Here is a 22,050-nt window from a genome sequence, read left to right as displayed (position 1 = left end):
CTTCAGTCTTCCTAATGGCTTGATTGCTTTAGTTAAGAGCGAAATTTTCTCTGAGATGCAGCGGAAATGATGGGTCATTTATGGGAAAAACAATATGAATATTACCAGACGCGAAGCGATAAAACTTAGTTTAGCTGGTGGTGGAGTTTTACTCTCACCCTTTGGATTTCCAAGTATTGCTTCTGCACAATTGAGTCCGCAAATTCTGCGTTTTCAGCTTCCTTTTAAAGTACCGCCAGTACTTAAACCGCAACGCAGCGATGACACCACCGATTATTATGAAATCAAAATTCAGAAGTCTGCAATTGAAATTTTACCTGGGCTGAAAACAGAAATTTGGGGGTATAACGGTATCAGTCCAGGCCCAACAATTAGACAACGAGGCGGTAAGCGCAGTGAAGGCGGACGCTTCTCGAAAGTTCGGTTTATTAATCAGCTAGATAGAGATGCTCAAGGGCGGTTAATTAATCATGTTATCCATTTACACGGCATGGCATCGTTGCCACAGTACGATGGCTATGCGATTGATTATATTCCTCCCCAATACTTCAAGGATTACATTTATCCCAACGATCGCGCTGCTACTCTGTGGTATCACGACCACACTCTCGATTTCACTTCCCGCAACGTGTATATGGGTTTAGCAGGGATGTACATTGTGGAAGATGAGTACGAACTCAATTTACCTTTACCTAAAGGCGACTATGATGTCCCGCTAATTATTCAAGATAAGCGATTAGCTAAGGATGGCAGTTTAATCTTTGATGACAACAATCAAAGAAGCGTTTATGGAGATGTAATTCTCGTTAATGGAGTACCTTGGCCGCAAATGCAAGTGGCTAATCGTAAGTACCGCTTCCGTGTTTTAAACGCTTCTGCATCTCGGAATTATCGACTGATTTTAAGCCAAAAACCAGATGCACAAACTAGCGGTGAAAGGTTAATTGTAATTGGTAGCGATGCAGGTTTACTAGACGCGCCTGTAGAGTTGGTTGCGCCATTGCAAGGTCTACAAATTGGCATGGCAGAACGCTACGATATCGTCATTGATTTTTCTAAATATCCGATCGGTTCCCAAGTCTACTTACGAAATGTTGGCTTCTCAGGCACTATTGATAATGATGTGCGCACGCACGCTATCATACGCTTTGATGTGGTACGCCAAGAACAAGATGACAGCATTATTCCCAATCAATTACGCCCTGTAGAATCCTTAAGAGATAAGCCTATTGCTAGAACCCGAAACTTCCGCTTTGAACGCAACAACGGACAGTGGAAGATCAATAACCTGACCTGGGATTCTCAACGAGTAGATGCTAATCCCCAACCAGGTGATGTGGAAATTTGGGAATTGGTTAATCCTGGAAGTGGCTGGGTGCATCCCGTCCACATTCATCTAGTTGACTTGCAACTCCTTGACCGCAATGGCTTACCTCCTCGACCTTACGAACGGGGTTGGAAAGATGTTTTCTTGGTTGGTGAATTTGAGACAGTCCGCGTAATTGCTCAGTTTCGGAGCCGAGATCAACGGGATATTAAAGGTAAATTTATGATGCATTGCCACAATCTCGTTCATGAAGACCATGCAATGATGACTCAGTTTGAAGTTGGTCAAGGTGGCCCTGACCCAGTGACAACAGCACCTGCACTACCGATTTCGCAGATCGCAGCGCTGTAGTAACCCTAGTTTCCTGCTCCATAAACTTGCTGATTATATTGCTCGATCGCTTCTATATCGTAAGGATTAGGAGATTGAGGACGAACAGTATTAACAGCCGATCGTTTTTCTGGAGCAGGATTTCGATCGTCTGTTTTGGTTTGGGTGGTTTCGCGATCGCTCTTTAATTCATCAACTTTCGGCTGTGGTAATTCTGGAGATGGAGTTACTTCAGGTGAAACAGCGTTCACAGTATTTTCAGCAACCCATGCATTCCCTTCAATCCAAGTATTAGCAAAGGTTGTTTCAGCAATCAGTAACACTGATGCAATCAAGAATATCAATGTTAAAAACACAGTCTTCCACATACAACATTTCCTACCTTGATGAGTAAGGTTTTATCTTCACTCTAAACCAACTGCCAATTTAATCAATCAGTAGAAATAAATCAACACAACTTTGTTATATATTTCCGTTAAAAATCATCTCTTTATGAAGTTGGCGATCGCCAATATTCCTAAGATTAACCGCCTAGTGTATGATTGCGTGAATTAGAAACTTCAATACAGTTCAGATAAACCTTTTACTCTTTCCTGACTTACCCTACTTGCCTCAAGCGGTCAATTCTCCGAGCTTCAAAGAGAATGCTTTGTAATCTGTCTGCAACAAATTGATGAAAATCTTTACTGTAATGTTTCCTTACTTCTATTTTGTGGTTAGTTCCCAACTCATACACTACGGCGTCAATCAAGCCCTTGATAATTCAGACTTTTGCTAGTAGCCTCATACCAGAGTTAGAGATAGATTTAATAAATTAAATTTATATATAACTTAAGCTATAGATCGAGTTCGCTTTCAGTTCTTAAGTATGAAGTATAAATCCTAAATTTGATGAATAAACTTCAGTCGCCAGCAGGAGGAAAATAACTTCAATACTTCATAGGCTAATGCATAGATATTTGCAGCCATTTTGGAATAACTTATGCCTCTCTACAAACTTGAAGATTTTGAACCTAACTACCGAGAAATTTTTGGTGGTGATGATGTTAAAGCTTTAGAACTCTACACCCAAGGAGGAGTAAGAGTTGGATCGGTTGCCGATGCTTTAGTTGACGATAATGGTCGTTTCCGCTATTTAGTAATTGATAGCAGCTTTGATGGTAGTAATAAGAAAATCTTACTGCCTATAGGTCTAGCTCATATTAATTATCCTGAAAACCGAGTATATGTTGATGGTTTGAGTAAAGAGCAGGTAGAACATTTACCTGAATATAACGAAAACATTGTAGTTAATGAAGACTACGAACAGAATGTCCGCAATATTTACCGTTCGCCTAACAGCCAATTAACTTCTGAACAGGGAACATTTAGTTACCAAGCACCAGAATTATATGAATTGAACGCTCAAGATCAACAAACTATCAAACTATATGAAGAGCGATTAATTGCTAATAAAAATCGGATTAAAGCCGGAGAAGTTGCAATTGGTAAGCACATTGAAACAGAAACTGCACAAGTTTCCGTCCCCATACAAAAAGAACGCGTAGTAATCGAGAGAGTGACGCCAACGACTGAAACTGTAGTAAATGCAGAAGACTTACAGTTCCAAGAAGGAGAAGTCGCTCGCATAGAAGTTTACGAAGAAACACCTGAGATTCGTAAAGAAACTGTTGTGCGCGAAGAAGTCCGAGTTAGGAAAGTAGTAGAAAGCGATACTGTTGCAGCAGAAGAAACTGTGCGGCGGGAAGAGTTAGATATTAATACTTCCGGTAATTTGGATGTGAACGAAACAAATCCGCCGAGAGATACAGCTATTTAATTAGCTAGATTACTGTTTGATAATTTAGGCGATCGCTGCAAACTAAAATCTGTGAATATTCAGGGGTATCTATTCCCACTTATCGTAATTATTGCGCAGGCAAAGTAGATGATTATCTTTGCCTGCCTTCTTGGCGTGTTAAATAAAATTAAAATAAATAATTGGCAAAAATAATTAAAAAATAATGTATCTACTTCTTCAGACTAAATTTAATTCAGTCGTGAGAAAGATGAAAATCACTTAATAAAAATCTAGTTTAGTTATTAGCGGATGAAAGTAAAAATTTGAGGGAAAAATATAATGGCACTTTACAAATTAAATGATTTTGATCCTAACTACCGCGATACTTTTCAAGGTAGCGATATTAAAGGGCTTGGTGTTTATGCAGAAGGCACCGATGAAAAGATTGGTACTGTCAACGATGTTTTAGTAGATGATGAGGGACATTTCCGCTATCTAGTTGTTGACTTAGGCTTCTGGATTTTTGGTAAAAAAGTATTGCTACCTATTGGACGCGCTCGGATTGATTATAACGTTGACCGCGTCTATGCCATTGGTATGACCAGACAGCAAGCTGAAGATTTACCAGAATTCAACGAACGCTCCGGAGTTGATTACGACTATGAAGAACGGGTACGTGGCGTATACCGTCGTCCTCTAGATGCAACAGGCTCTGTAGATACAACATCTGCTGTAGACACAACAGCACCTTTAGATACAAGCTATCAGCCATTGACAACACCAACTTATCCTACTTACAACCGCGATACTTACACTTACGACAACGAGCCTGGTTTGTTCAACATCAATGAGCGTGACAACCAAACTCTAAAATTGTATGAAGAACGGCTAATTGCGAATAAGAGACGCCAGAAAGCTGGAGAAGTAGCAATTGGTAAGCGCGTTGAAACTGAGACTGCAAGTGTAGAAATTCCTTTGGAAAGGGAGCGCGTAGTAATTGAGCGTGTAACACCAACAGATGCAGGCCGTCCTGTTGCTCCTGGCGAAGCTAATTTCCGTGAAGGTGAAGTAGCTCGCGTAGAAATTTATGAAGAAACTCCTGACATTCGCAAGGAAGCAGTTGTGCGTGAAGAAGTCAGAGTCAAAAAAGTTGTAGAGCAAGAAACTTCGGAAGCTCAAGCAACTGTGCGTCGTGAAGAATTAGATGTAGATACTACTGGCGGACTGCCAATTGATGAACGCTAATCTACATAGTTATTAGCTAATAACTAATAACTAATTAGACATAGTACAGGTAAAGCTGGCAATAGCTTTGCCTGTACAGATAATTAAACAGTAATAACTATTCTTTAACAACCAGCAACAAATTCGACCTGGAAAAATTAAAGCAATCAGACTTTACTAAGTATGAATTACAGATTGCTATAGGATAGATTTTTAATTTTTCTTGTTTTTAACAAACAACGACTAAAAGCAGTTAGTAAATTTTGCCTGTATGAATAGCCAAACTGTAGCCAGAAAATCCGAGCTAGCAAATCCAGCAGATATTAATAAACGAGTGAGCAAACTGCTAGATAACTTAGGAAGCAAAGTCAGAAATTTTGCTGTGCTTGATAAACGGGGTCAACTGATAGGCGAAGTCAGAGAGCTAACTTTAGATACAGAAAATCGACTAAACTTAGTTATATCTCAACGGTTAAATCAATACAATGTAGAATTTAGTGACGCGCAATTGCATGATAAATATAAGCTTTTAAAATTGCGAAGTCAAAGAATTCAAAAAATTGATAATCCTACACAATCGATTTTTGTAGATTTAGAAAAATCGGAAATAGAGAATATGCCTGAAAATTCAGAATCTAACCAGCCAGTTGGGCAGACGTTATCAGATAGCTCAAATGGGCAAATAATTAATCATCAAACTGTAAATGGCAATCTAGAGAATAGCAATTTAACAGAGGTTACTGAAGAGAAGATTAAATTACTAGAAGAAAGATTAGTTATTAATAGTAGTAAACGTAAAGTTGGCGATGTAATTGTTCGCAAAGAAATTGAAACTCGGATGGTGCAAGTTCCTGTCCGGCGTGAAAAACTGATTGTAGAACAAGTCAGCCCAGAACACAAACAACTAGCAGAAATAGATTTAGGGACAGAGGAAATAGCTGGTATTGATTTGACTGGAACAGAAATACCTGAAACAGCAAACCTGGATAATGGTTTAACTGTCAGCGGCTTGTTTACCTCTCCTAAAATTGCTAGCTTACTTTTGAATGCGATCGCTCTGGAAAAGCAACCTGGTTGTCAGCAGGTAAGAGTGTCAATTGTTGTAGACAATGAAGAATATCGTCAACAATACCAAGAGTGGTTCGATCGCTGTTCTCAAGGTCAACCACCAAAATCATAAAAATTAGCTTTTATTTTAGTCAGCTAGTATTAGGGTGAGGAATGCTCATCCTAATTTTTTATTAAAGGACTGCCAAACCTAGTTATATTAACGGAAAGCAGTTCTTTTGGCTACTCCCAATGAGATTTCGATTGCAGAAACTTTTTCGGAAGCACAAGCCGCATCGCTCCCAGCGAGTTTATATCAAAGTCAGGGACGGACAATTCCATATTGTCGGCTTGGGTGCTTGGTATTCTTACTGGCGCGATCCTTATCATCTGCTGTTAACAATTCCCTGGACTGGCTTTTTATTACTAACTGCTGTTGCTTATATAGCTACTAATGCCATATTTGCTTTAGCTTACCTTGCAGGCGGAGACTGTATTGAAAATGCTCGACCCGGCTCTTTTTTAGATGTCTTCTTTTTTAGCGTACAAACCCTAGCATCTATTGGCTACGGGGCGATGTATCCTAAAACAGCTTACGCTAATACAATTGTCACCGTTGAAGCGATGGCAGGTTTGATGGGAATTGCCGTCACCACAGGACTAGCGTTTGCTCGATTCTCCCGTCCCACTGCGCGCGTGCTGTTTAGCCGTGTTGCTGTCATTACACCCCATGATGGCGAGCCAACTCTCATGTTCCGCACAGCTAATCAGCGTCGCAACCTAATTCTGGAAGCACAAATGCGAGTGTACCTCATGCGGGACGAGATCACAGCAGAAGGACACTATATACGTCGGATTCACGATCTCAAACTGCGCCGGAATCAGTCACCTAGCTTTACATTAACTTGGTTAGCGATGCATACAATTGATGAGTATAGTCCTCTGTATGGGCTGACTGGAGAATCGTTAGTTGAGACTAATACTACGCTTGTAGTTACAGTAAGTGGGATTGATGAAACAGTGGCACAGGTTGTTAATGCCCGTCATACCTATAGTGCTACTGAGATTCTATGGAATTATCAGTTTGTGAATATCATGCACGACACAGAGGATGGGCATCGTTATATTGATTACCAGAAATTCCACGAGGTTTTAGCGCTGGATGAAATGAGTTGAAGGTTAATCAGCGGTTTTACTGGGTAACGGCTTGACAACAACTCGACCATTTTCAACCACAGTACAATTTTTAACTACACTTTTGCTGTGCTTGTCTGGAGTATCTTGGCACTGCTTTTGATGAGAAATATTTTGCTCCTGTTGTTGATTAAGAACAACGACACAACAGGGGCATGGCGTTGAAGACATATAAATTATATTGAATTCTTACTCTCTATATTAATTATCGCCCTACTAATAGCATTTAGCATAAAAATTTGCTAGCTAGAAACGATGCCTTGGGTTGCCCTAGATAATGCTGGATTTTCCCATGTAAATTATGGATATTTTGCGGCACAATTTCCGATGGTTAGCCTTTATCTTATTGTCGTGAACAAACGAAAAAATACTACTTTAAATTTACTTGCTTTTGGCTATTGGCTCCTGCTTCCTTTCTGGAATTAAGCCAGCTTGCTCAATTGCCTTTTGCCCCTGTTCAGTGGCTAAAAGTCTGAGATAGGCTTCTCCTACTTGTTGTTCTTTACCCTGATTCTGCTTAATCACTACAAATAATTTAGAGGTAATGGGATAACTACCATTTTTGATTGCTTCCGTGTTCAGTTGATTGCGCTTTTGCGGACACTCGTTTAGCGGTACAAAGGGTTCTTGATAGGGAGAAATTAGCTGTGCAGTATTTATACCTAAAGGTAGCGGCTTGACCGTACATTGATGCACCACTCCCCGCGCAGAAGCGTAATATATTCCTCCAGGAGTTTGGTTGAGACGGCGCAGTGCTTCTGTTGTGGAGTAAACATACTGAACATTAGAGCCAAGGGTTTGCTTATCTAAAGCCTGCTTGCCAGATATTAATACTACATCAGCATTTTCTGGATGTTGAGAGAACGGAGTAATAGCCAAGTCTGGCCCGCCTACTTGTTTCCAGTTGGTAATTTGTCCCAAATAAATTTGTTGTAATTGCTCGACAGTTAAGCCTGATACTTTGAGTGCTGGGTTGACTACTACTGCTACCCCATCAATCCCAACTTGATGTTCTGCAAGTATGAAGCCTTGCTTTCTAGCCCGATCTTTTTCTTCATCTGTGAGAGGACGGGAAGATTCAGCAAAATCCAATTTTCCATCAAGCAACATCTGAATTCCAGAACCAGACCCAGGACTGATAGTAGTAGGGTTAACGTAGCGCAACTGTAGCTCCGGACGAGCAATTTGAATCTGAGAGTCTACAAGCTGCCTAATTGGTGCCCAAGCCGTGCTACCACCGTAGTTGAACGATCCTATAGGAATATTAGTGACAGTCTGAAAGTTTGAAGTTGCAAGTGCAGAAGTAGTTGCTCTACCTCGACCAGAGGCAGCGAAAGCATCGTTATCGACTTGAAGGCGTGGTCTGAGCCATAACCACAGTCCACCAATGATGGCAACCGTCACCAGTTCGCCAATAATCAAACCTCTAATTATCTGTACGGCATCTTGGCTGAGTGGAACGCTTTTTTTGCTATCATTAGTCATCTTGCTTATCTTCCTGTCATTTAGCAGATTTTCAGTAAGATAGAATCAGGATTATCTCCTATATTTTCTAATTTTCTGCCAACTGCTAAATGCACTCTTCATAAAGTTTAGATAAGACTTCTGGTAAATTACGGTGAATTTCCTTAATAGAACTATATATTAATTTATATAAAGATACTTTTTACGTAAAATCACTGAACACAACCGTCAGGGATACCGTAACATGTTAAATAGCAAGTTACTAGGCGATCGTTACCAGGTTGTTGAAGTTTTGAGTCAAGGAGCGTTTTGTCAAACCTACAGAGTCCAAGACACCTATCTTCCCAATCATCCTACCTGTGTCGTCAAACATTTTTTACCTAGCAGTAAATATGCAATTCCAATCGAAATTCGCAGACGGCTATTTTCGCGAGAAGTAGAGGCCCTGAAAAAACTGAGCAATTATGATTTAGTGCCTCATCTTTTAGCTAATTTTGAAGACAACTTTGAGTTCTACTTAGTACAAGAGTTCATTGAAGGACATCCCCTCAGCGCGGAACTTTCACCAGGTCATTGCTGGTCGGAAACCAAGGTTTTTCAACTTTTGTATGAAGTCTTGACTATTCTCAATTTTGTTCACAGTCAAGGACTAATTCATCGAGATGTCAAACCGAACAATATTATTAGGCGGAAGCAAGATAATCGTTTAATTCTGATTGATTTTGGTGCTGTTAAGCCAATTTGGAATCAACTGATTAGAGGTCAAGAAGAAACTGCGATATTTACCCCTATAGAACAATACACTACGATCGCGATCGGTACTCCTGGTTATATGCCGTCAGAGCAACAACGAGGCAAACCGCGCTTAAATAGTGACATTTACGCTCTGGGAATGATTGGTATTCAAGCGCTGACAGGGGTACATCCAACACAATTGCCAGAGGATTCTAATTCAGGTGAGATAATTTGGCAAAACTTGGCACAGGTTAGTAGTGGATTGGCTTCAGTACTGAATAAAATGGTGCGCTACCACTTTCAAGACCGATATAAGTCAGCTAAAGAAGCATTAGAAGCACTCTTAGAACTAAGCAATTTTTATGTTTCTCCAGCATCAGTCAACATTCAATTAGAATATCAACTAGCCTTTGGTGCGCAGGAACACGATCGAGTTTCTGGTGATGAGATATTTACACCATTGATTAACGACGAATCGACCGATATTACACTATCAGATACGCTGTCACCGACAACTAATATCTACTCGCAAATAAAAAAATCACAAAATTCCTCATTAGTAAAGGATCGTAGTACCCAGATTAGCAATGCTACTGTTTCTCTTTTTTCTAGAAAACCTGCTTTGTTAATTGGCTTAGTAGTAGGCGTGTTCTCTGGATTAGTTCTCATGATTGTTAGCTACTGGTCTTTACAGCTAGTTAATCCTGAGCCTCAAGTCCAAGATTTGCGTCTACAAATACCAGAGGAACAGCGTTAAGCTTGATTTATTGTTGCCTTTGTTGGCTTGCAGGTTGATTAGGCTGATATTGCACGCTATCTCTGTGGATCAAAAACGCAACAATCCCAACTACAACTAAGTTAGTCATTAGCAGACCAATAGCGCTCCATATCCAAATTTTTATTTTTGAGCTATTTCTCAAGTCCGTTGGCTTATCTGCTAAGTCAGTTGAGGAAGATTTGCGGTTCATGGTTTTGTCCACAACAACCTGTTTTATAGTACCTTATTTTACATCCATTTTAATGGTAGAATCTCAAGCCATAAATCAGCATTGAGTGGAAAAATTAATTATGAAGTCAGACAATGGTTAATTGATTGATTAACAGTCCTTTAACCATTAGTCTGTCTGTGATATTTTGTTAGTTCTCAGTTGGTTTTTGATGGTGAAACCGAATGCCTAAAAATATGTCGTAAACAAACTCAAAAAAATCTTTTCTTTGTAATAATCCTGAAGTTTGATAACAACCTTTTTCATCTAACAGCGGTTTCATTAAATGGTATGTAGGTTGGTAATTATACCAGGGAATGGAAGGCCATAAATGATGAATCAGGTGATAATTTTGCCCCAAAATCAAGATATTGAGAATGGGGTTAGGATAGACGCGAGCATTTTTCCAGCGATCGCGCTCGACAAAAGGACGATGGGGCAGATAATCAAAGAATAATCCCAGTGCTATGCCCACAATAAATGCTGGTATAAACCAAAAATTGAGAATATAGCCCAAAAAGTGGTACTGGACTGAAATATAAACAATTGACACAACAATCAAGCGGCTAATAAACCATTCTAGTAGCTCATATTTACGCCACAGTTGCCGTTGAAAGAAAAATACTTCATGGTACAGAAACCGCACCGCAATCAGCCACAGCGGCCCGCCAGTTGAGACATAATGATCTGGATCGTCTTTGGGATGATTAACATGGGCGTGATGCTGCAAATGCACTCGCGTAAACACTGGAAAAGCAAAAGCTAGCATCAACGCACTACCATGCCCTAACATCGCATTGATGACTCGGTTGCGATGGGCAGCTTGATGACAAGCGTCATGAATCACCGTCCCAGAACAATGTAACGCTAGAGTATTAATGCTAAAGCAAAGCCAGTGCGGCCATTCCCACAACCAGTAACCAAAGTTAGATAACACTAGCATCGTCACTGCTGCAAAAAACAGTAGCAGTGTAGGGTTAAAATCACCGGGAGGTGCTAAAAATTCCTTGGGAGGGACTGTCAGTGGCTTCCTTGCCTCCGACGTAAGCATTCTAATCTCCTTCTTTATCAAACATTACGAATATACGACAAAGATTAGTAAAAGATAAACTTTTATAAAATTTTGTATAGCAACCTCAATCGGCAGTTTTGCGGATACTGTAGATAAATCAGGCTATGATTCCAAACATAACTTGAGTATTTGCGAAAAGTAGTGGTGTAGCAATACCAAGAATTGGAGAGCAGGATATCATCCCTGAGATGGATGGAACCAAGATTAGTGTACGATAACTAGTCTATCCCACTGCTTTGAAGCCTCCGCTAGAGGAAGTCTTTAGAGTTTCACTACTAATGCAGCTTGGCGCAAATAAATATACTATTCAAAACAGGACAAAAACTGATAATAAAAGGTTTTTGGCTTTTGAATTCGCGCCGCAGTATTAGCCTTTATTCCCCTTTCTAACTGCTGCCATCTGATTGATATAGCAGTGACGGAAATGAAAATGCCCCTTAATTTACGATGGTTTCCTAGATAGATCCTAGAATCAGCCCCTATGCAATTAAGAGATTCTCTACGCCGCACAAAAATTGTCGCTACTATTGGACCTGCAACTAGCAGTCCAGAAATGCTCAAAGCAATTATTGAAGCGGGTGCAACGACACTAAGGCTAAACTTCTCCCACGGAACTCATGCCGACCATCAGCGCAATATCCGCTTAATTCGGCAAACTGCTTTTGAACTAAATCAGCCAGTGGCAATTCTCCAAGATTTGCAAGGGCCAAAAATTCGCTTGGGGCGGTTTGAAAATGGGTCTATAGTTGTAGCAAAAGGCGATCGCTTTACCTTGACAAATCGCCCAGTCATCGGCACCCAAGAAATTAGCTGCGTTACCTACGACTACTTAGCAGAAGAAGTCCCTGTAGGTGCCAAAATCCTCCTCGATGATGGACGAGTAGAAATGTTAGTCGAGGACATCAACCGCGATAAAGGCGATCTGCATTGTCGTGTCACTGTAGCTGGTAAACTTTCTAACAACAAAGGCGTCAACTTTCCGGGAGTTTACTTATCTATTAAAGCTATGACTGACAAAGACCGCGAGGATCTAATGTTCGGTCTAGATCAGGGCGTAGACTGGGTAGCACTTTCTTTTGTTCGCAATCCTCAGGACATCATCGAAATTAAAGAGCTAATTTCCAGCACAGGTAAGAATGTGCCAGTAGTAGCCAAAATTGAAAAGCACGAAGCCATTGAACAAATGGAAGCAGTTCTAGCTTTGTGTGATGGTGTGATGGTGGCTAGAGGCGACTTAGGGGTTGAACTACCAGCAGAGGATGTGCCGGTGCTGCAAAAGCGGCTAATTGCTACAGCAAATCGCTTGGGGATTCCGATCATTACCGCTACGCAAATGCTGGACAGCATGGTGAGTAACCCCCGTCCGACTCGTGCCGAAGTATCAGATGTGGCAAACGCGATTTTGGATGGTACAGATGCAGTCATGCTTTCTAACGAAACGGCTGTAGGTAATTACCCAGTAGAAGCTGTAGCAACGATGGCTAGAATTGCCGAACGTATTGAACAGGAAGAACGGCAAAACGCCAATCGTCTTTTGAGAGATACCAGGCGTTCTATTCCCAATGCCATTAGCCAAGCTGTAGGACAAATTGCCGAACAGTTGGGTGCGGCGGCAATTATGACCTTAACCCAAACTGGAGCAACAGCTCGTAATGTGTCTAAGTTCCGTCCCCAAACACCGATTTTAGCTATCACACCCCACGTCAATGTAGCGCGACAATTACAAATGGTATGGGGAGTCAAGCCGCTATTAGTTTTAGAACTACCTTCTACTGGTCAAACTTTTCAAGCTGCTATTAATGTCGCTCAAGAAAATAAGCTATTAACTGAAGGCGATTTGGTGGTGATGACAGCTGGTACACTGCAAGGCGTTTCCGGATCGACAGATTTAATTAAAGTTGAAGTAGTAACGGCGATTCTCGGCCAGGGAATTGGACTGGGACAAGGTTCTGTCAGCGGTCGTGCAAGGGTTGCCCACACGGGTCTGGATGCAAGTAACTTTAATCCTGGAGATATTTTAGTTGCATCCCGTACCAGTGCGGATTTTGTCGAAGCGATTCGCAAAGCTTCAGGAATTATTACAGAAGATGAGAGTCTTAGCAGCCATGCAGCAGTAATTGGCTTGCGTCTTGGTGTACCAGTAATTGTTGGGGTGAAGAAGGCGACGCAAGTAATTCGCGATGGGGCAATTTTAACGATGGATATGCAACGGGGTTTGATTTACTCTGGCGCAGTGGGAACACCTTAGAAGTGTAAAGGATGAAGGATGAAAAAAGATTTCATCCTTCATCCTTTCAGTTTACAGGCTAATATCTCTCCAGATTTTGGCCTCAGTAAAGCGGCTTAAATGCTTGACATTAGTAGTGGCGATCGCAACATAACGACCAGGAAATTCTTCTTGTAACATTTGCCAGTGGCTACAAATAATCATATCAATATTAAGGCTTTTGGCATCCGCATTAGGAAGACCTTGACTACGAGCAACAGCCCAAAGAGCAGATACTTTTTTCACTAATTCAGCAGTTATTGGTAGGAAAGTTATAATTTCTTGCAGCCGATCTAAATTGGGAATGTGATTAAAAAAAGGTTTTATCTGAGATTCCAGTATCATGCTTCTTCTCACTTCAAAATCACAAATTTGAGAAGAACAAACATAGACACCTTTTGCCAGTAATCTATAAAGCCATTCCCGACAGTCGCGCACTTCACCAGCCCTATTTGGGTTAGCGAGAATCCCTAGCACCCCTGAATCTATAAAAACTATCATGATTCTGAATATAGCTTCTGTCCCTCTGGCCTTTCAGCATCCATTATTTGTTTAAACCTTTCAAAAAATTCCTGTCTCTCCATAGCTTCTGAGTCAGATATATTGTCGTCATGTTCCATGCGTTTTGCTAAAAGTTCCATAGCTCGTTGATTTTTCAGTATTTGTTTGTCTTTGTCCCATACTGTTTGATTAGTGCTAGCTGTATTGTCTTTATCTAATTCCAAAAATTTTTTCAAAGCCTGAGCATCTGATGATTCTAAATTGATATGGTGAGGATATCCTTCTAAAATCAGGTGATAACTGCTATCGGCACTATTGGTAACTGGTATCAGCGCAATAAAACGAGCAATATTCAAGATTTTGCCAGTAGGTAGTTCTATTGATGTAGTCATACAGCATATTTTGAACGTTTACATATTAATTTTACTGTGCGATCGCTTGTGGATTTTCTTCAATGCCATTTCTATGAATCCGCAGCAACTTATAAATAGCGAGATAAAACTTCAGCGGTGGCTTCTCCGGTTTTTTCCCAACTAAATTGCTTGGCTCTAGCGATACCTTGAAGTGAAAGATGCGATCGCAAATTTGCATCATTCGCCACAGCCTGCATAGCTGCTGTAATTTCCCCTGTATTGTAAGGATCGATCAAAATCGCCGCATCACCAGCTACTTCTGGAAGGGAGGAGATATTAGAAGTAATCACTGGAGTACCGCAGGCCATTGCTTCTAAGACAGGTAAGCCAAAGCCTTCCCAGAGGCTAGGAAAAACTAATGCGATCGCACCATTAATAATTTTTGGTAATTCCTTGTAAGGAACATACTCCAGAAATTTCACCCGATTTGTAATACCCAGTTCCTCAACTTGTACTTTTAAAGTTGGGGTGTAACGGCGATCGCTAGGCCCTGCTAACCAAAGTTCGTAATTACTATTGTTAGGTAAAGCAGCAAATGCAGCAATTAATCGAGCAGGATTTTTGTGAGGATTATGTCTACCTAAATAAAGGAAATAGTTTTGCTTTGGTAAATTTAAAAAACAAAAATTTTTGCTGTCATATCCTAGTGTAATAGCACTAATTCTCTCTTCAGAAACTTCTAAAAAACTAGTTAAATCTTGAGCCGTAGTTTTGGAATTACAAATTATATGCTTTGACTGTTCGATAACAGCAGCAACATAATAACTGCAATAGATTCTTTGACTTAAAGAAAAATATTGTGGAAACCTTAAAGGAATTAAATCATGAACAGTAACAACATAAGAACAGGATGAAAATAAAGGAGCTTCTGGAATAGGAGAAAATAATAATTTATACTTAAGCTGTTGATAAAACTTTGGCAAATGAAATTGTGTCCATAGTAAGCGTTTTAAATGCCCTTGTATCCCAAACTCCGTTGTAATATTTGCTGGAGATTGGTGACATTTGATTCCTGCAATTTCAATTGGGCTTAATACCTCTATATCTAAAGCTTTTAAGGCTGGTAATAAATTAAAACTATAACTTAGCCAACCTGTTGGTTGTGTAGGAGCGAAAGATAAATTGGCTAATATAGTCATAAAAACAAAATCAATTATTAATTAGGTAAAGATACTTTAAAAGTAGGTTTCTTGAATGTAAATAATAAAATAATAATTTTTAAACAATTAGGATTAGCTGTAGCGATCAACTCTCCAAAAAATTTATAAAAAAGATATAGTCGCAATACTAACTGCTCCCATAAAGGACGATGTTTTTGATAAAAGTAAATTTGACTACGCCTATATTCAACAGCCATTAAGTTGGCAGCTTTTTGTATTGAGTATGCTTTTAAATGAATCAAAGATACATGAGGCGTATAGATTATTTTATATCCTAGATACTGCGCTCTTTGACACAAATCTGATTCTTCAAAATACATGAAAAAGTTTTCATCAAACCCGCCTAATGCTTGAAATAAACTGGCTCGGATAAAAAAAGCGGCACCTACAACAATATCTACCTCTTGTATTTCTTGAAATTTCTGCTCAATAAAATTTAAGTTAGAAGCTTTTTGATAAGCTTGGTGCATCTGACGAGCTTGGTATTCACCTTTAATTCCCAACGCTGGTGACACAGAAATTTGCAAACTTCCATCTGGATTTAGCAGTTTCGGCCCGATAATTCCTACTTGGGTATCTGCCTGCATTAAATCAATTAGATGTGGCAGAATATTGCTAGTAAGTACCGTATCAGTATTTAATAAAAATAAAAACTCGCCAGCAGCAATTTTAGCACCAGCATTATTCCCTGCTCCAAAGCCAAGATTTCTGGTCTGTCTAATTAAGCGAACTTGAGGATATTTTTCTGAAACTAATTCCCAGCTACTATCAGTAGAGGCATTATCCACAAGAATAATTTCGTAATTAGGCGGTTGAAGAAGTTTTTCTAAAGAGCTTAAGCAATTTGGTAAAACTTCTATTCCATTATAGTTAACTAAAATAATAGATACTGCGATCGCTTGTGGCTGTGTCATTTATTTTAATTCTTATTCTTATTGACTGAAAATACTGGCAATAAAATCAATATATATTTATATATTTTAATTTTTTTATATCAAATAAAAACTTAAAGATCCAAATTCGCAGCGCTATACCCTCAGCACGATAACCTGTTTGTAAACTTTGGTAGCAAAGCTTGAGAATACTTAAGCCAAAATCTAATTTCTGTTCATCAAATGGATTAGACCAACTTGCATCTAATTGTTGATGAAATCGAGTATAAAATGCTTTATTCAAGTTACAATGTGTGAAATAACTTTTACCAGTAATGCGATATTTTTTACTAATCCATAGCATTATCTCACTGTGCAAATTTCCTGCGTTTTGCATAGCTCCTACTGTATTCGTACCGTGAAGCCGATAACGAACTAAAGGTTGGCGAATATGAATTATTTTTCCCATTTGCATAGCAGCTAGTGCTATCCACCAGTCATGGTGTAAGCCAACTTCATTTTGTTGGGGAAAAGGCAGAATATAAGGTATAAGAGAAGTACAAAATAACAAAGAGCATCCTGTGACAACATTGCGAAGCAATAATAACTCCACCGTAGCTTTTTCAGGATTGCGTCCTTCAAAATTCCAAGTAGAAGGATTGATAGTTTCGTCATCACTGTTTATTAGCTTCATATCGGAATGAACTAATAGTGCGTGTTCGCAGCGTAATTTCTTTTGCAATACTTCTAGCTTCTCTTCAATCCAAATATCATCTTGATCGGAAAAAGCGATCGCTGTAATTGTAGGGTCTTGAATACAGTATTGCAAACCACGCTCAAAATTATAATAATGTCTAACATTACGGCTGTGGAAATGACAAATGAAGCGTGAATCATTTCCGACCGTGTTTTGGATTACAGTTTGATATTCAGGCTCAGAACAGTCATCAACAATATGACAAATCCAGTTTTGCCAAGTCTGGTTTTGAATAGACTGAATTTGTTTTTGGAAATACTCTATTTGCGGATTAAAAGTCGCTAAAATAATACCTATTTTCTCTTTTTTCATCCATTTTATGTAAGTAAATTTATAAGTTTAAACAACGAAATGTTGTGCTTAGATAATCCCCTACACGGAGTTTATTGTAAGCATTCTCTAAAGCTAATAAAACATTGCTAACATATTCAATTACATGACAAGCAACTATAAAATCTAGGCTATTATCTTCAATTCCTTCGAGTTTTTCTAAATCAGTAATCAAAGTTGGTTTAATTAAATTATGAAAATTTTGTCCAGGATATAATATATCTTTAATTGTTGTTTGAGGACATATATCTGCATATTCAACACTACAATGTAAAGGTATAGGAAAAGGAGAGGCAGCTGCTCCAACTTCAATCCCCTGATCAAAAAGCCTAGATGCAGCTATTTCCCGCATCTGTAAATTACTGTTTTTTGTTGGATTTTGCCAGTCTGCAAATGACCAAAAATGTGGTGTTGAGCGAGCAGGCAGTAAATTGAGCAAAGTTTTATCACTGACTATTTGAATATCATCAGGCCAATTATAGCCATGATCATTTATCCAATCAATCTATGTCTGGCACATAGTGACGATATCCATTTCTTACATAAAAGACCATTGAGCCGAAAATACTGCCATTAGATTGCATTAAAACGCCATTAGATTTAATTTCGCTCTTGTTAGGTTTAGTTTCACGATTGAGGATAAAATTATAAATTTTTTTCAGGATGGAGAATAAAATTATAAATTTTTTTGATTTCAACATCCCAATCTTCATGATTATTAATGATTTCTTGAACAGCACTAATTCTAATATGTTCTAAATCTTTATAGCGTTCAATTGCTTCTGAGATTGTTTCAGTTATGCATGTAGCACTTGGATAGGATAAAAGACAATTTTGCCTATCTTTTAATAACCATTTTGTACTATTATTAATATTTGAAACAACTAATACACCACATGCCATCATCTCCAAAGGCAAGTAAGATGGATGCTTAGTCATCATCATGGATAGTCCAATATGACAGGAACGATATAGATCTCCTGTCGCTTGATAACTTAGTAAGCCAAGATTTTCTATCACTCCTTGTAACCCGTAGTCTTTAGGGTTCCAGTTTGCACCAGCAGATAATATTTCGATACCAGAACCGTAACGATTTTTGAGTTGACGCATAGCTGTAATGGCTAGCTCAAAAGCGTTCCGAGGATGTCCGGGACGACCATAAAAAAAGATACGTTTAGGATGATCTTTTCTGTAATTCTTATCTGCATAGAAAACTTTAGTATCTACACAAGGAGTAAAATGAATACATTTTCCTCCATATTCACTTTCGTATATATTTTGTAAACTGATAGTATTGGCAATTCCATAAAATCCAAATCGATATGTTGCTTCAGCTTGAGCATAGGTTGAACCAGCTGGATAAAATAAAGGTTCAAAATCTTGAATAAAATAAAATTTCAATCCCGTATTTTGAACTTTTAGCAATACATAAGCAGTTGTCCAAAGTGTAGCTATAGAAAAGTCAGCAGGCTGTATATTATTGAGTGCTTCCGCGGTGTTAAGAATTATTACTTCACAAGTTTTTAACTCTGGAAATGCTTTAATAATATTTCCGAAAATAACATCAGCTTTTGCATCCCCACAAATTAAAAATCTTTGATGCATTCCTCCTTTTTGAAGTAAATAATCAGCTGTACGTAGTATTGTCATCACTCCGCCATAAAAAGCGTTTTCAAAAGATGGTAAATACCAATTGACAATATGTGCTCCAGATGAAATAACCCTTTCTGGATGTTGTTGAACTTGAGAAATGTCGCTGGATGAAAAGTCCATGACTGCGGCTAATGCAGTCGAATCTTGAGTAAACTTATCTAAGGGAATTAAATTTTTTTTAATTATGTTCTTGGTAAATCTTGGAAATTTCATGATAATCTTTCATATTTTACTTTTAATTTCAAAGGTACTACAGAGCCAAATGCAGGATGAAAATAAGGATCATCTGTTAATGAGTCATCAAACTTTGGCGTAATGTTATCCGGTAAATCTACCAAGAATGCTCTCGCATGGGGATTTACCAAACCACGTTTATTAGTAGCCCGACTAGCTTGACAAAGTTTGATCATTGCATCCTGAACAGAATAAGAATCTGTGGATAATCCTCCTAATGATAAGTAATGTTCGTAACTGAAAGCTAATGCCCAAGGAGAGCTAGCGCTACAGTTCCTATACCATAATGCTCCACCAAATATTTCCCAAGAATATAACGTATTACCATAAAATAATGGAGAGCCATTGCCATGTTTATCAACAACCAATCCAGCTTCAACAACTATATTTTGATTGGTCAGAATAAGAGCTGAAGCAAATCCAATATCTGGATGATTAAAAACCCAACCACTTAATTCTTGTATCCATCCCTCTTGAAATCTAACGACTTGACCTGATACAAATAAAACTACATCAGCAGTATCCTGTCTCGCCGCATCTGCTAAAGTTGCTAATTTAGAATTACCTTCACTTACTGGTAGCCAATCAATAGGTAAATTAATTTGTTCTGTAAGAATTCTTAGTTCATTTGCTTGTGAATAATAATTAGATTCTGGTAAAACGATTTTGGCTTTATGTAAATTGGGGTCAGCAAATTGCGAAATAGCACTTATGCAAGCTGATAAACAGTCCCAAGAGATTTCACCATCAACAATAATTGATACTTTTGCAGGTGGGGTTGTCCATTCTAATCGAAAACCACATTCTGGATGTGGTGAAATTGTTGCTGGTAGTTGTATTCGACTCAGATGATCTTGAAGAGACTTCATCTGTGCTTCAAGTGCATAGGGTTTAGAAGCTATACCCAAAGAAGTTGAGCCTTGTATAATGCGCCAATGGTAAAGTACAGAATTAATTCGCGCAATACGTGATGTTTGTTCTGTAACACGTAAAAATAAATCCCAATCTTGTGCCCCATCAGTTTCTGGACGAAATCCGCCTATACGATTCACAAGATCTCGCCGAATGACACACAAATGGGTCAAATAGTTAACGGAATATAAAATTTCTGGACTCCACTCTGGCTTGAGTAAGAGTCGAGACCTAACCATACTGTTTGCACTAATACAGTCTTTATCTGAATAAATAAAATCTAAATCAGGCTGCTTGTTTAGTTTATTTATTACTTCATAGAATGCCCAAGGTGATAATATATCGTCATGGTCAAGTAAAACTATAAATTCTCCAGTAGCCATTGCTAGAGAAACATTAGAGTTGCCAGAAATTCCCTTATTTTCTGAGATGATATCTAGCTTGAACCGTTTATCTTGCAAACTTAATTTTTTTAAATATTGAATTGTTTGTATGTTACTATCTGCATATGTAACACACAACTCCCAATTGCTATAAGTTTGTTGAAATACACTATTAATTGTTTCTTTTAAGATACTTAAAGGTAATTTATAAACTGGAAGTATTACACTTAAAACAGGTTGACAATCAAAATTTGAAACTTTAATTTTTTGTTGCTTTAGTTCTTCATCTGTAAATTCATAGTTTTTAATCCATTGAGTATATTCTGAATAATCAGACAAATTCTGTAAAACTTTTGCTATAACTGTATCTAGGAAAACAATCCTAGTCTGGAAGCTCATAAGTTGAGGTTGAAAAAAATTTAATGTACGTTTGGAAAATTCCCGATAACCTTCTTTTTTGATTAGGGCAATACTTTTAATTGCAAGTTTAAATAAAGGTAGATTTATAATATCCGTGATTTTTTCTTTTAAATTCAGATATATTGTTCGTAACTTCCAAAATTTACTAGTCTTCATCCAAGATACAAGATTTTGCAATTTTCCTAAATCTGCTTGAGTTGCTTGTAGTTGAGATTGAGTATTTTCTAATTTTGCTTGAGTTGCTTGTAGTTGAGATTGAGCACTTTCTAATTCTGCTTGCAAATAATTCACTTTTGATTGGAGAATTTTTCTATTGTTAATCTCAGTTGTTAAGCTATTACAATGCAATTCGTTTAGTTCTATAAGCTTATTAATTTCGTTAATTTTATTTTCTATTTTGCGTAATAAAATACCATGAGGTATTAAATCTAACATGTTAAAATTGTAGTCAGGAATAAAACCATGTTCTAAAAATATTTTAAGCCAACTAATACGAGGTAAAACTGTTAAATGAGATGGTTCCGCGAAATCATCAGCACTAGAAGAAAAAAATATTACTTTGCCATATTGACACATATTTTTAATTGCATATAATGCCTCATCTCGTGGCATATGTTCAACTACTTCAATACATGTTATTAAATCATAAAGATCTTGATTTTTATGGAAAGCACTTGAATCAGTAGCAGAAGCAACAAACACAGAAGATTTTAAATCTTCTCTCACACAAGATATTGCGTATTCAGAATAATCAAAACCATGTACCAAAACACCCCGGTTGTAAAATGCTTCCACCAAGAAACCTTTGGCACAACCGACATCTAACACAGAAATTGGTGACACATAATTTACTAACTTATCGGCAACTGCATTAAAAAAACGTAGCCAATGTCCATCTTTGGCTGTTCTATCATAAGGAATACCAGGAACCATATGTAGATAATAATTTTGATCGTAAAAATTTTGATAATTCAATTTGGTCATCTTGAT

20 protein-coding genes are annotated in these 22,050 nt (G+C 38.2%); 7 read left to right on the top strand and 13 right to left on the bottom strand.

Annotated features, from left to right (window positions below; all coding sequences use genetic code 11):
• Positions 1–94 precede the first annotated feature (94 nt).
• A complete protein-coding gene (locus tag AACU33_RS27305) occupies positions 95–1,678 on the top strand; it encodes a multicopper oxidase family protein (RefSeq protein WP_096592650.1) in 1,584 nt (527 codons plus the stop codon).
• Between the two features lie 5 nt (positions 1,679–1,683).
• On the opposite strand, the gene AACU33_RS27300 is transcribed toward AACU33_RS27305, so the two are convergent.
• The gene (locus AACU33_RS27300; protein ID WP_096592647.1) at positions 1,684–2,025 is read right to left on the bottom strand and encodes a hypothetical protein; all 342 of its coding nucleotides are present in this window, start codon (positions 2,023–2,025) and stop codon (positions 1,684–1,686) included.
• Between the two features lie 614 nt (positions 2,026–2,639).
• Here AACU33_RS27300 and AACU33_RS27295 point away from each other — a divergent pair.
• The 4 genes from AACU33_RS27295 (at position 2,640) to AACU33_RS27280 (ending at position 6,884) form a co-directional block, all read left to right on the top strand.
• Entirely contained in the window at positions 2,640–3,476 is an 837-nt protein-coding gene (locus tag AACU33_RS27295; RefSeq protein ID WP_096592644.1) for a DUF2382 domain-containing protein, read from the top strand.
• Positions 3,477–3,776: 300 nt separating this feature from the next.
• Positions 3,777–4,682, top strand: a complete 906-nt coding sequence (locus AACU33_RS27290; protein ID WP_096592642.1) for a DUF2382 domain-containing protein — start codon at positions 3,777–3,779, stop codon at positions 4,680–4,682.
• A gap of 250 nt (positions 4,683–4,932) precedes the next feature.
• Complete coding sequence (locus tag AACU33_RS27285) at positions 4,933–5,841, top strand: YsnF/AvaK domain-containing protein (RefSeq protein WP_096592639.1); 909 nt, start codon at positions 4,933–4,935, stop codon at positions 5,839–5,841.
• A 119-nt stretch (positions 5,842–5,960) separates the two neighbouring features.
• Positions 5,961–6,884, top strand: a complete 924-nt coding sequence (locus tag AACU33_RS27280) for an ion channel (RefSeq protein ID WP_096592636.1) — start codon at positions 5,961–5,963, stop codon at positions 6,882–6,884.
• 3 nt (positions 6,885–6,887) lie between these two features.
• On the opposite strand, the gene AACU33_RS27275 is transcribed toward AACU33_RS27280, so the two are convergent.
• Both AACU33_RS27275 and AACU33_RS27270 read right to left on the bottom strand, forming a co-directional pair.
• On the bottom strand, positions 6,888–7,073 hold the full coding sequence (locus AACU33_RS27275; RefSeq protein WP_096592634.1) for a hypothetical protein: 186 nt from the start codon (positions 7,071–7,073) through the stop codon (positions 6,888–6,890).
• A gap of 210 nt (positions 7,074–7,283) precedes the next feature.
• Positions 7,284–8,387, bottom strand: coding sequence for a PstS family phosphate ABC transporter substrate-binding protein (locus tag AACU33_RS27270; protein ID WP_096592631.1), 1,104 nt, complete (start codon positions 8,385–8,387; stop codon positions 7,284–7,286).
• A gap of 223 nt (positions 8,388–8,610) precedes the next feature.
• Between AACU33_RS27270 and AACU33_RS27265 the strand changes: the two genes are divergently transcribed.
• Positions 8,611–9,858 carry a serine/threonine-protein kinase gene (locus AACU33_RS27265; RefSeq protein WP_096592628.1) on the top strand — a complete coding sequence of 416 codons (1,248 nt, stop codon included), beginning with the start codon at positions 8,611–8,613 and terminating at the stop codon, positions 9,856–9,858.
• A gap of 7 nt (positions 9,859–9,865) precedes the next feature.
• Here the strand turns inward: AACU33_RS27265 and AACU33_RS27260 are convergent, their stop codons facing one another.
• Together AACU33_RS27260 and crtR are read right to left on the bottom strand one after the other, a co-directional pair.
• Positions 9,866–10,069: a hypothetical protein gene (locus tag AACU33_RS27260; RefSeq protein WP_096592626.1), complete on the bottom strand. Its 204-nt coding sequence runs from the start codon at positions 10,067–10,069 to the stop codon at positions 9,866–9,868.
• 169 nt (positions 10,070–10,238) lie between these two features.
• On the bottom strand, positions 10,239–11,138 hold the full coding sequence (gene crtR, locus AACU33_RS27255) for a beta-carotene hydroxylase (RefSeq protein ID WP_096592623.1): 900 nt from the start codon (positions 11,136–11,138) through the stop codon (positions 10,239–10,241).
• A gap of 502 nt (positions 11,139–11,640) precedes the next feature.
• Between crtR and pyk the strand changes: the two genes are divergently transcribed.
• Positions 11,641–13,407 carry a pyruvate kinase gene (gene pyk / locus AACU33_RS27250; RefSeq protein ID WP_096592621.1) on the top strand — a complete coding sequence of 589 codons (1,767 nt, stop codon included), beginning with the start codon at positions 11,641–11,643 and terminating at the stop codon, positions 13,405–13,407.
• A gap of 51 nt (positions 13,408–13,458) precedes the next feature.
• On the opposite strand, the gene AACU33_RS27245 is transcribed toward pyk, so the two are convergent.
• The 8 genes from AACU33_RS27245 to AACU33_RS27210 all read right to left on the bottom strand — a co-directional run bounded on the left by AACU33_RS27245 (position 13,459) and on the right by AACU33_RS27210 (position 22,044).
• Positions 13,459–13,926, bottom strand: a complete 468-nt coding sequence (locus AACU33_RS27245; protein ID WP_096592618.1) for a nucleic acid-binding protein — start codon at positions 13,924–13,926, stop codon at positions 13,459–13,461.
• A complete protein-coding gene (locus AACU33_RS27240; protein ID WP_339376319.1) occupies positions 13,923–14,318 on the bottom strand; it encodes a hypothetical protein in 396 nt (131 codons plus the stop codon). Before AACU33_RS27240 ends, AACU33_RS27245 begins: the two co-directional genes overlap by 4 nt.
• 89 nt (positions 14,319–14,407) lie before the next feature.
• Positions 14,408–15,478 carry a glycosyltransferase family 4 protein gene (locus tag AACU33_RS27235; protein WP_096592615.1) on the bottom strand — a complete coding sequence of 357 codons (1,071 nt, stop codon included), beginning with the start codon at positions 15,476–15,478 and terminating at the stop codon, positions 14,408–14,410.
• A 17-nt stretch (positions 15,479–15,495) separates the two neighbouring features.
• Positions 15,496–16,413: a glycosyltransferase family 2 protein gene (locus AACU33_RS27230; RefSeq protein WP_096592613.1), complete on the bottom strand. Its 918-nt coding sequence runs from the start codon at positions 16,411–16,413 to the stop codon at positions 15,496–15,498.
• Positions 16,414–16,459: 46 nt separating this feature from the next.
• Positions 16,460–17,440, bottom strand: a complete 981-nt coding sequence (locus tag AACU33_RS27225; RefSeq protein ID WP_096592610.1) for a glycosyltransferase — start codon at positions 17,438–17,440, stop codon at positions 16,460–16,462.
• 19 nt (positions 17,441–17,459) lie between these two features.
• On the bottom strand, positions 17,460–17,897 hold the full coding sequence (locus AACU33_RS27220; protein WP_096592607.1) for a methyltransferase domain-containing protein: 438 nt from the start codon (positions 17,895–17,897) through the stop codon (positions 17,460–17,462).
• Between the two features lie 206 nt (positions 17,898–18,103).
• Positions 18,104–19,324, bottom strand: a complete 1,221-nt coding sequence (locus AACU33_RS27215) for a rhamnosyltransferase WsaF family glycosyltransferase (protein WP_096592605.1) — start codon at positions 19,322–19,324, stop codon at positions 18,104–18,106.
• A complete protein-coding gene (locus AACU33_RS27210) occupies positions 19,321–22,044 on the bottom strand; it encodes a glycosyltransferase (protein WP_096592602.1) in 2,724 nt (907 codons plus the stop codon). The genes AACU33_RS27215 and AACU33_RS27210 overlap by 4 nt, the downstream gene beginning before the upstream one ends.
• Positions 22,045–22,050: the final 6 nt, after the last annotated feature.

Origin of the sequence: Calothrix sp. NIES-2098 (genome assembly GCF_963875125.1) — a bacterium.
Classification (GTDB): domain Bacteria; phylum Cyanobacteriota; class Cyanobacteriia; order Cyanobacteriales; family Nostocaceae; genus Aulosira.
The sequence above is the reverse complement of the archived record's forward strand: the minus strand, read 5'-3'. Positions and strand labels throughout refer to the sequence as shown.

Coding starts and splice junctions, on each gene's coding strand:
- AACU33_RS27260 (WP_096592626.1), bottom strand. CDS start 10,069: ATGAACCGCAAATCTTCCTCAACTGACTTAGCAGATAAGCCAACGGAC.
- AACU33_RS27290 (WP_096592642.1), top strand. CDS start 3,777: ATGGCACTTTACAAATTAAATGATTTTGATCCTAACTACCGCGATACT.
- AACU33_RS27215 (WP_096592605.1), bottom strand. CDS start 19,324: ATGAAATTTCCAAGATTTACCAAGAACATAATTAAAAAAAATTTAATT.
- AACU33_RS27305 (WP_096592650.1), top strand. CDS start 95: ATGAATATTACCAGACGCGAAGCGATAAAACTTAGTTTAGCTGGTGGT.
- AACU33_RS27295 (WP_096592644.1), top strand. CDS start 2,640: ATGCCTCTCTACAAACTTGAAGATTTTGAACCTAACTACCGAGAAATT.
- AACU33_RS27275 (WP_096592634.1), bottom strand. CDS start 7,073: ATGTCTTCAACGCCATGCCCCTGTTGTGTCGTTGTTCTTAATCAACAA.
- AACU33_RS27245 (WP_096592618.1), bottom strand. CDS start 13,926: ATGATAGTTTTTATAGATTCAGGGGTGCTAGGGATTCTCGCTAACCCA.
- AACU33_RS27235 (WP_096592615.1), bottom strand. CDS start 15,478: ATGACTATATTAGCCAATTTATCTTTCGCTCCTACACAACCAACAGGT.
- AACU33_RS27285 (WP_096592639.1), top strand. CDS start 4,933: ATGAATAGCCAAACTGTAGCCAGAAAATCCGAGCTAGCAAATCCAGCA.
- AACU33_RS27265 (WP_096592628.1), top strand. CDS start 8,611: ATGTTAAATAGCAAGTTACTAGGCGATCGTTACCAGGTTGTTGAAGTT.
- pyk (WP_096592621.1), top strand. CDS start 11,641: ATGCAATTAAGAGATTCTCTACGCCGCACAAAAATTGTCGCTACTATT.
- AACU33_RS27210 (WP_096592602.1), bottom strand. CDS start 22,044: ATGACCAAATTGAATTATCAAAATTTTTACGATCAAAATTATTATCTA.
- AACU33_RS27225 (WP_096592610.1), bottom strand. CDS start 17,440: ATGAAAAAAGAGAAAATAGGTATTATTTTAGCGACTTTTAATCCGCAA.
- AACU33_RS27230 (WP_096592613.1), bottom strand. CDS start 16,413: ATGACACAGCCACAAGCGATCGCAGTATCTATTATTTTAGTTAACTAT.
- AACU33_RS27280 (WP_096592636.1), top strand. CDS start 5,961: ATGAGATTTCGATTGCAGAAACTTTTTCGGAAGCACAAGCCGCATCGC.
- AACU33_RS27270 (WP_096592631.1), bottom strand. CDS start 8,387: ATGACTAATGATAGCAAAAAAAGCGTTCCACTCAGCCAAGATGCCGTA.
- AACU33_RS27240 (WP_339376319.1), bottom strand. CDS start 14,318: ATGACTACATCAATAGAACTACCTACTGGCAAAATCTTGAATATTGCT.
- AACU33_RS27300 (WP_096592647.1), bottom strand. CDS start 2,025: ATGTGGAAGACTGTGTTTTTAACATTGATATTCTTGATTGCATCAGTG.
- crtR (WP_096592623.1), bottom strand. CDS start 11,138: ATGCTTACGTCGGAGGCAAGGAAGCCACTGACAGTCCCTCCCAAGGAA.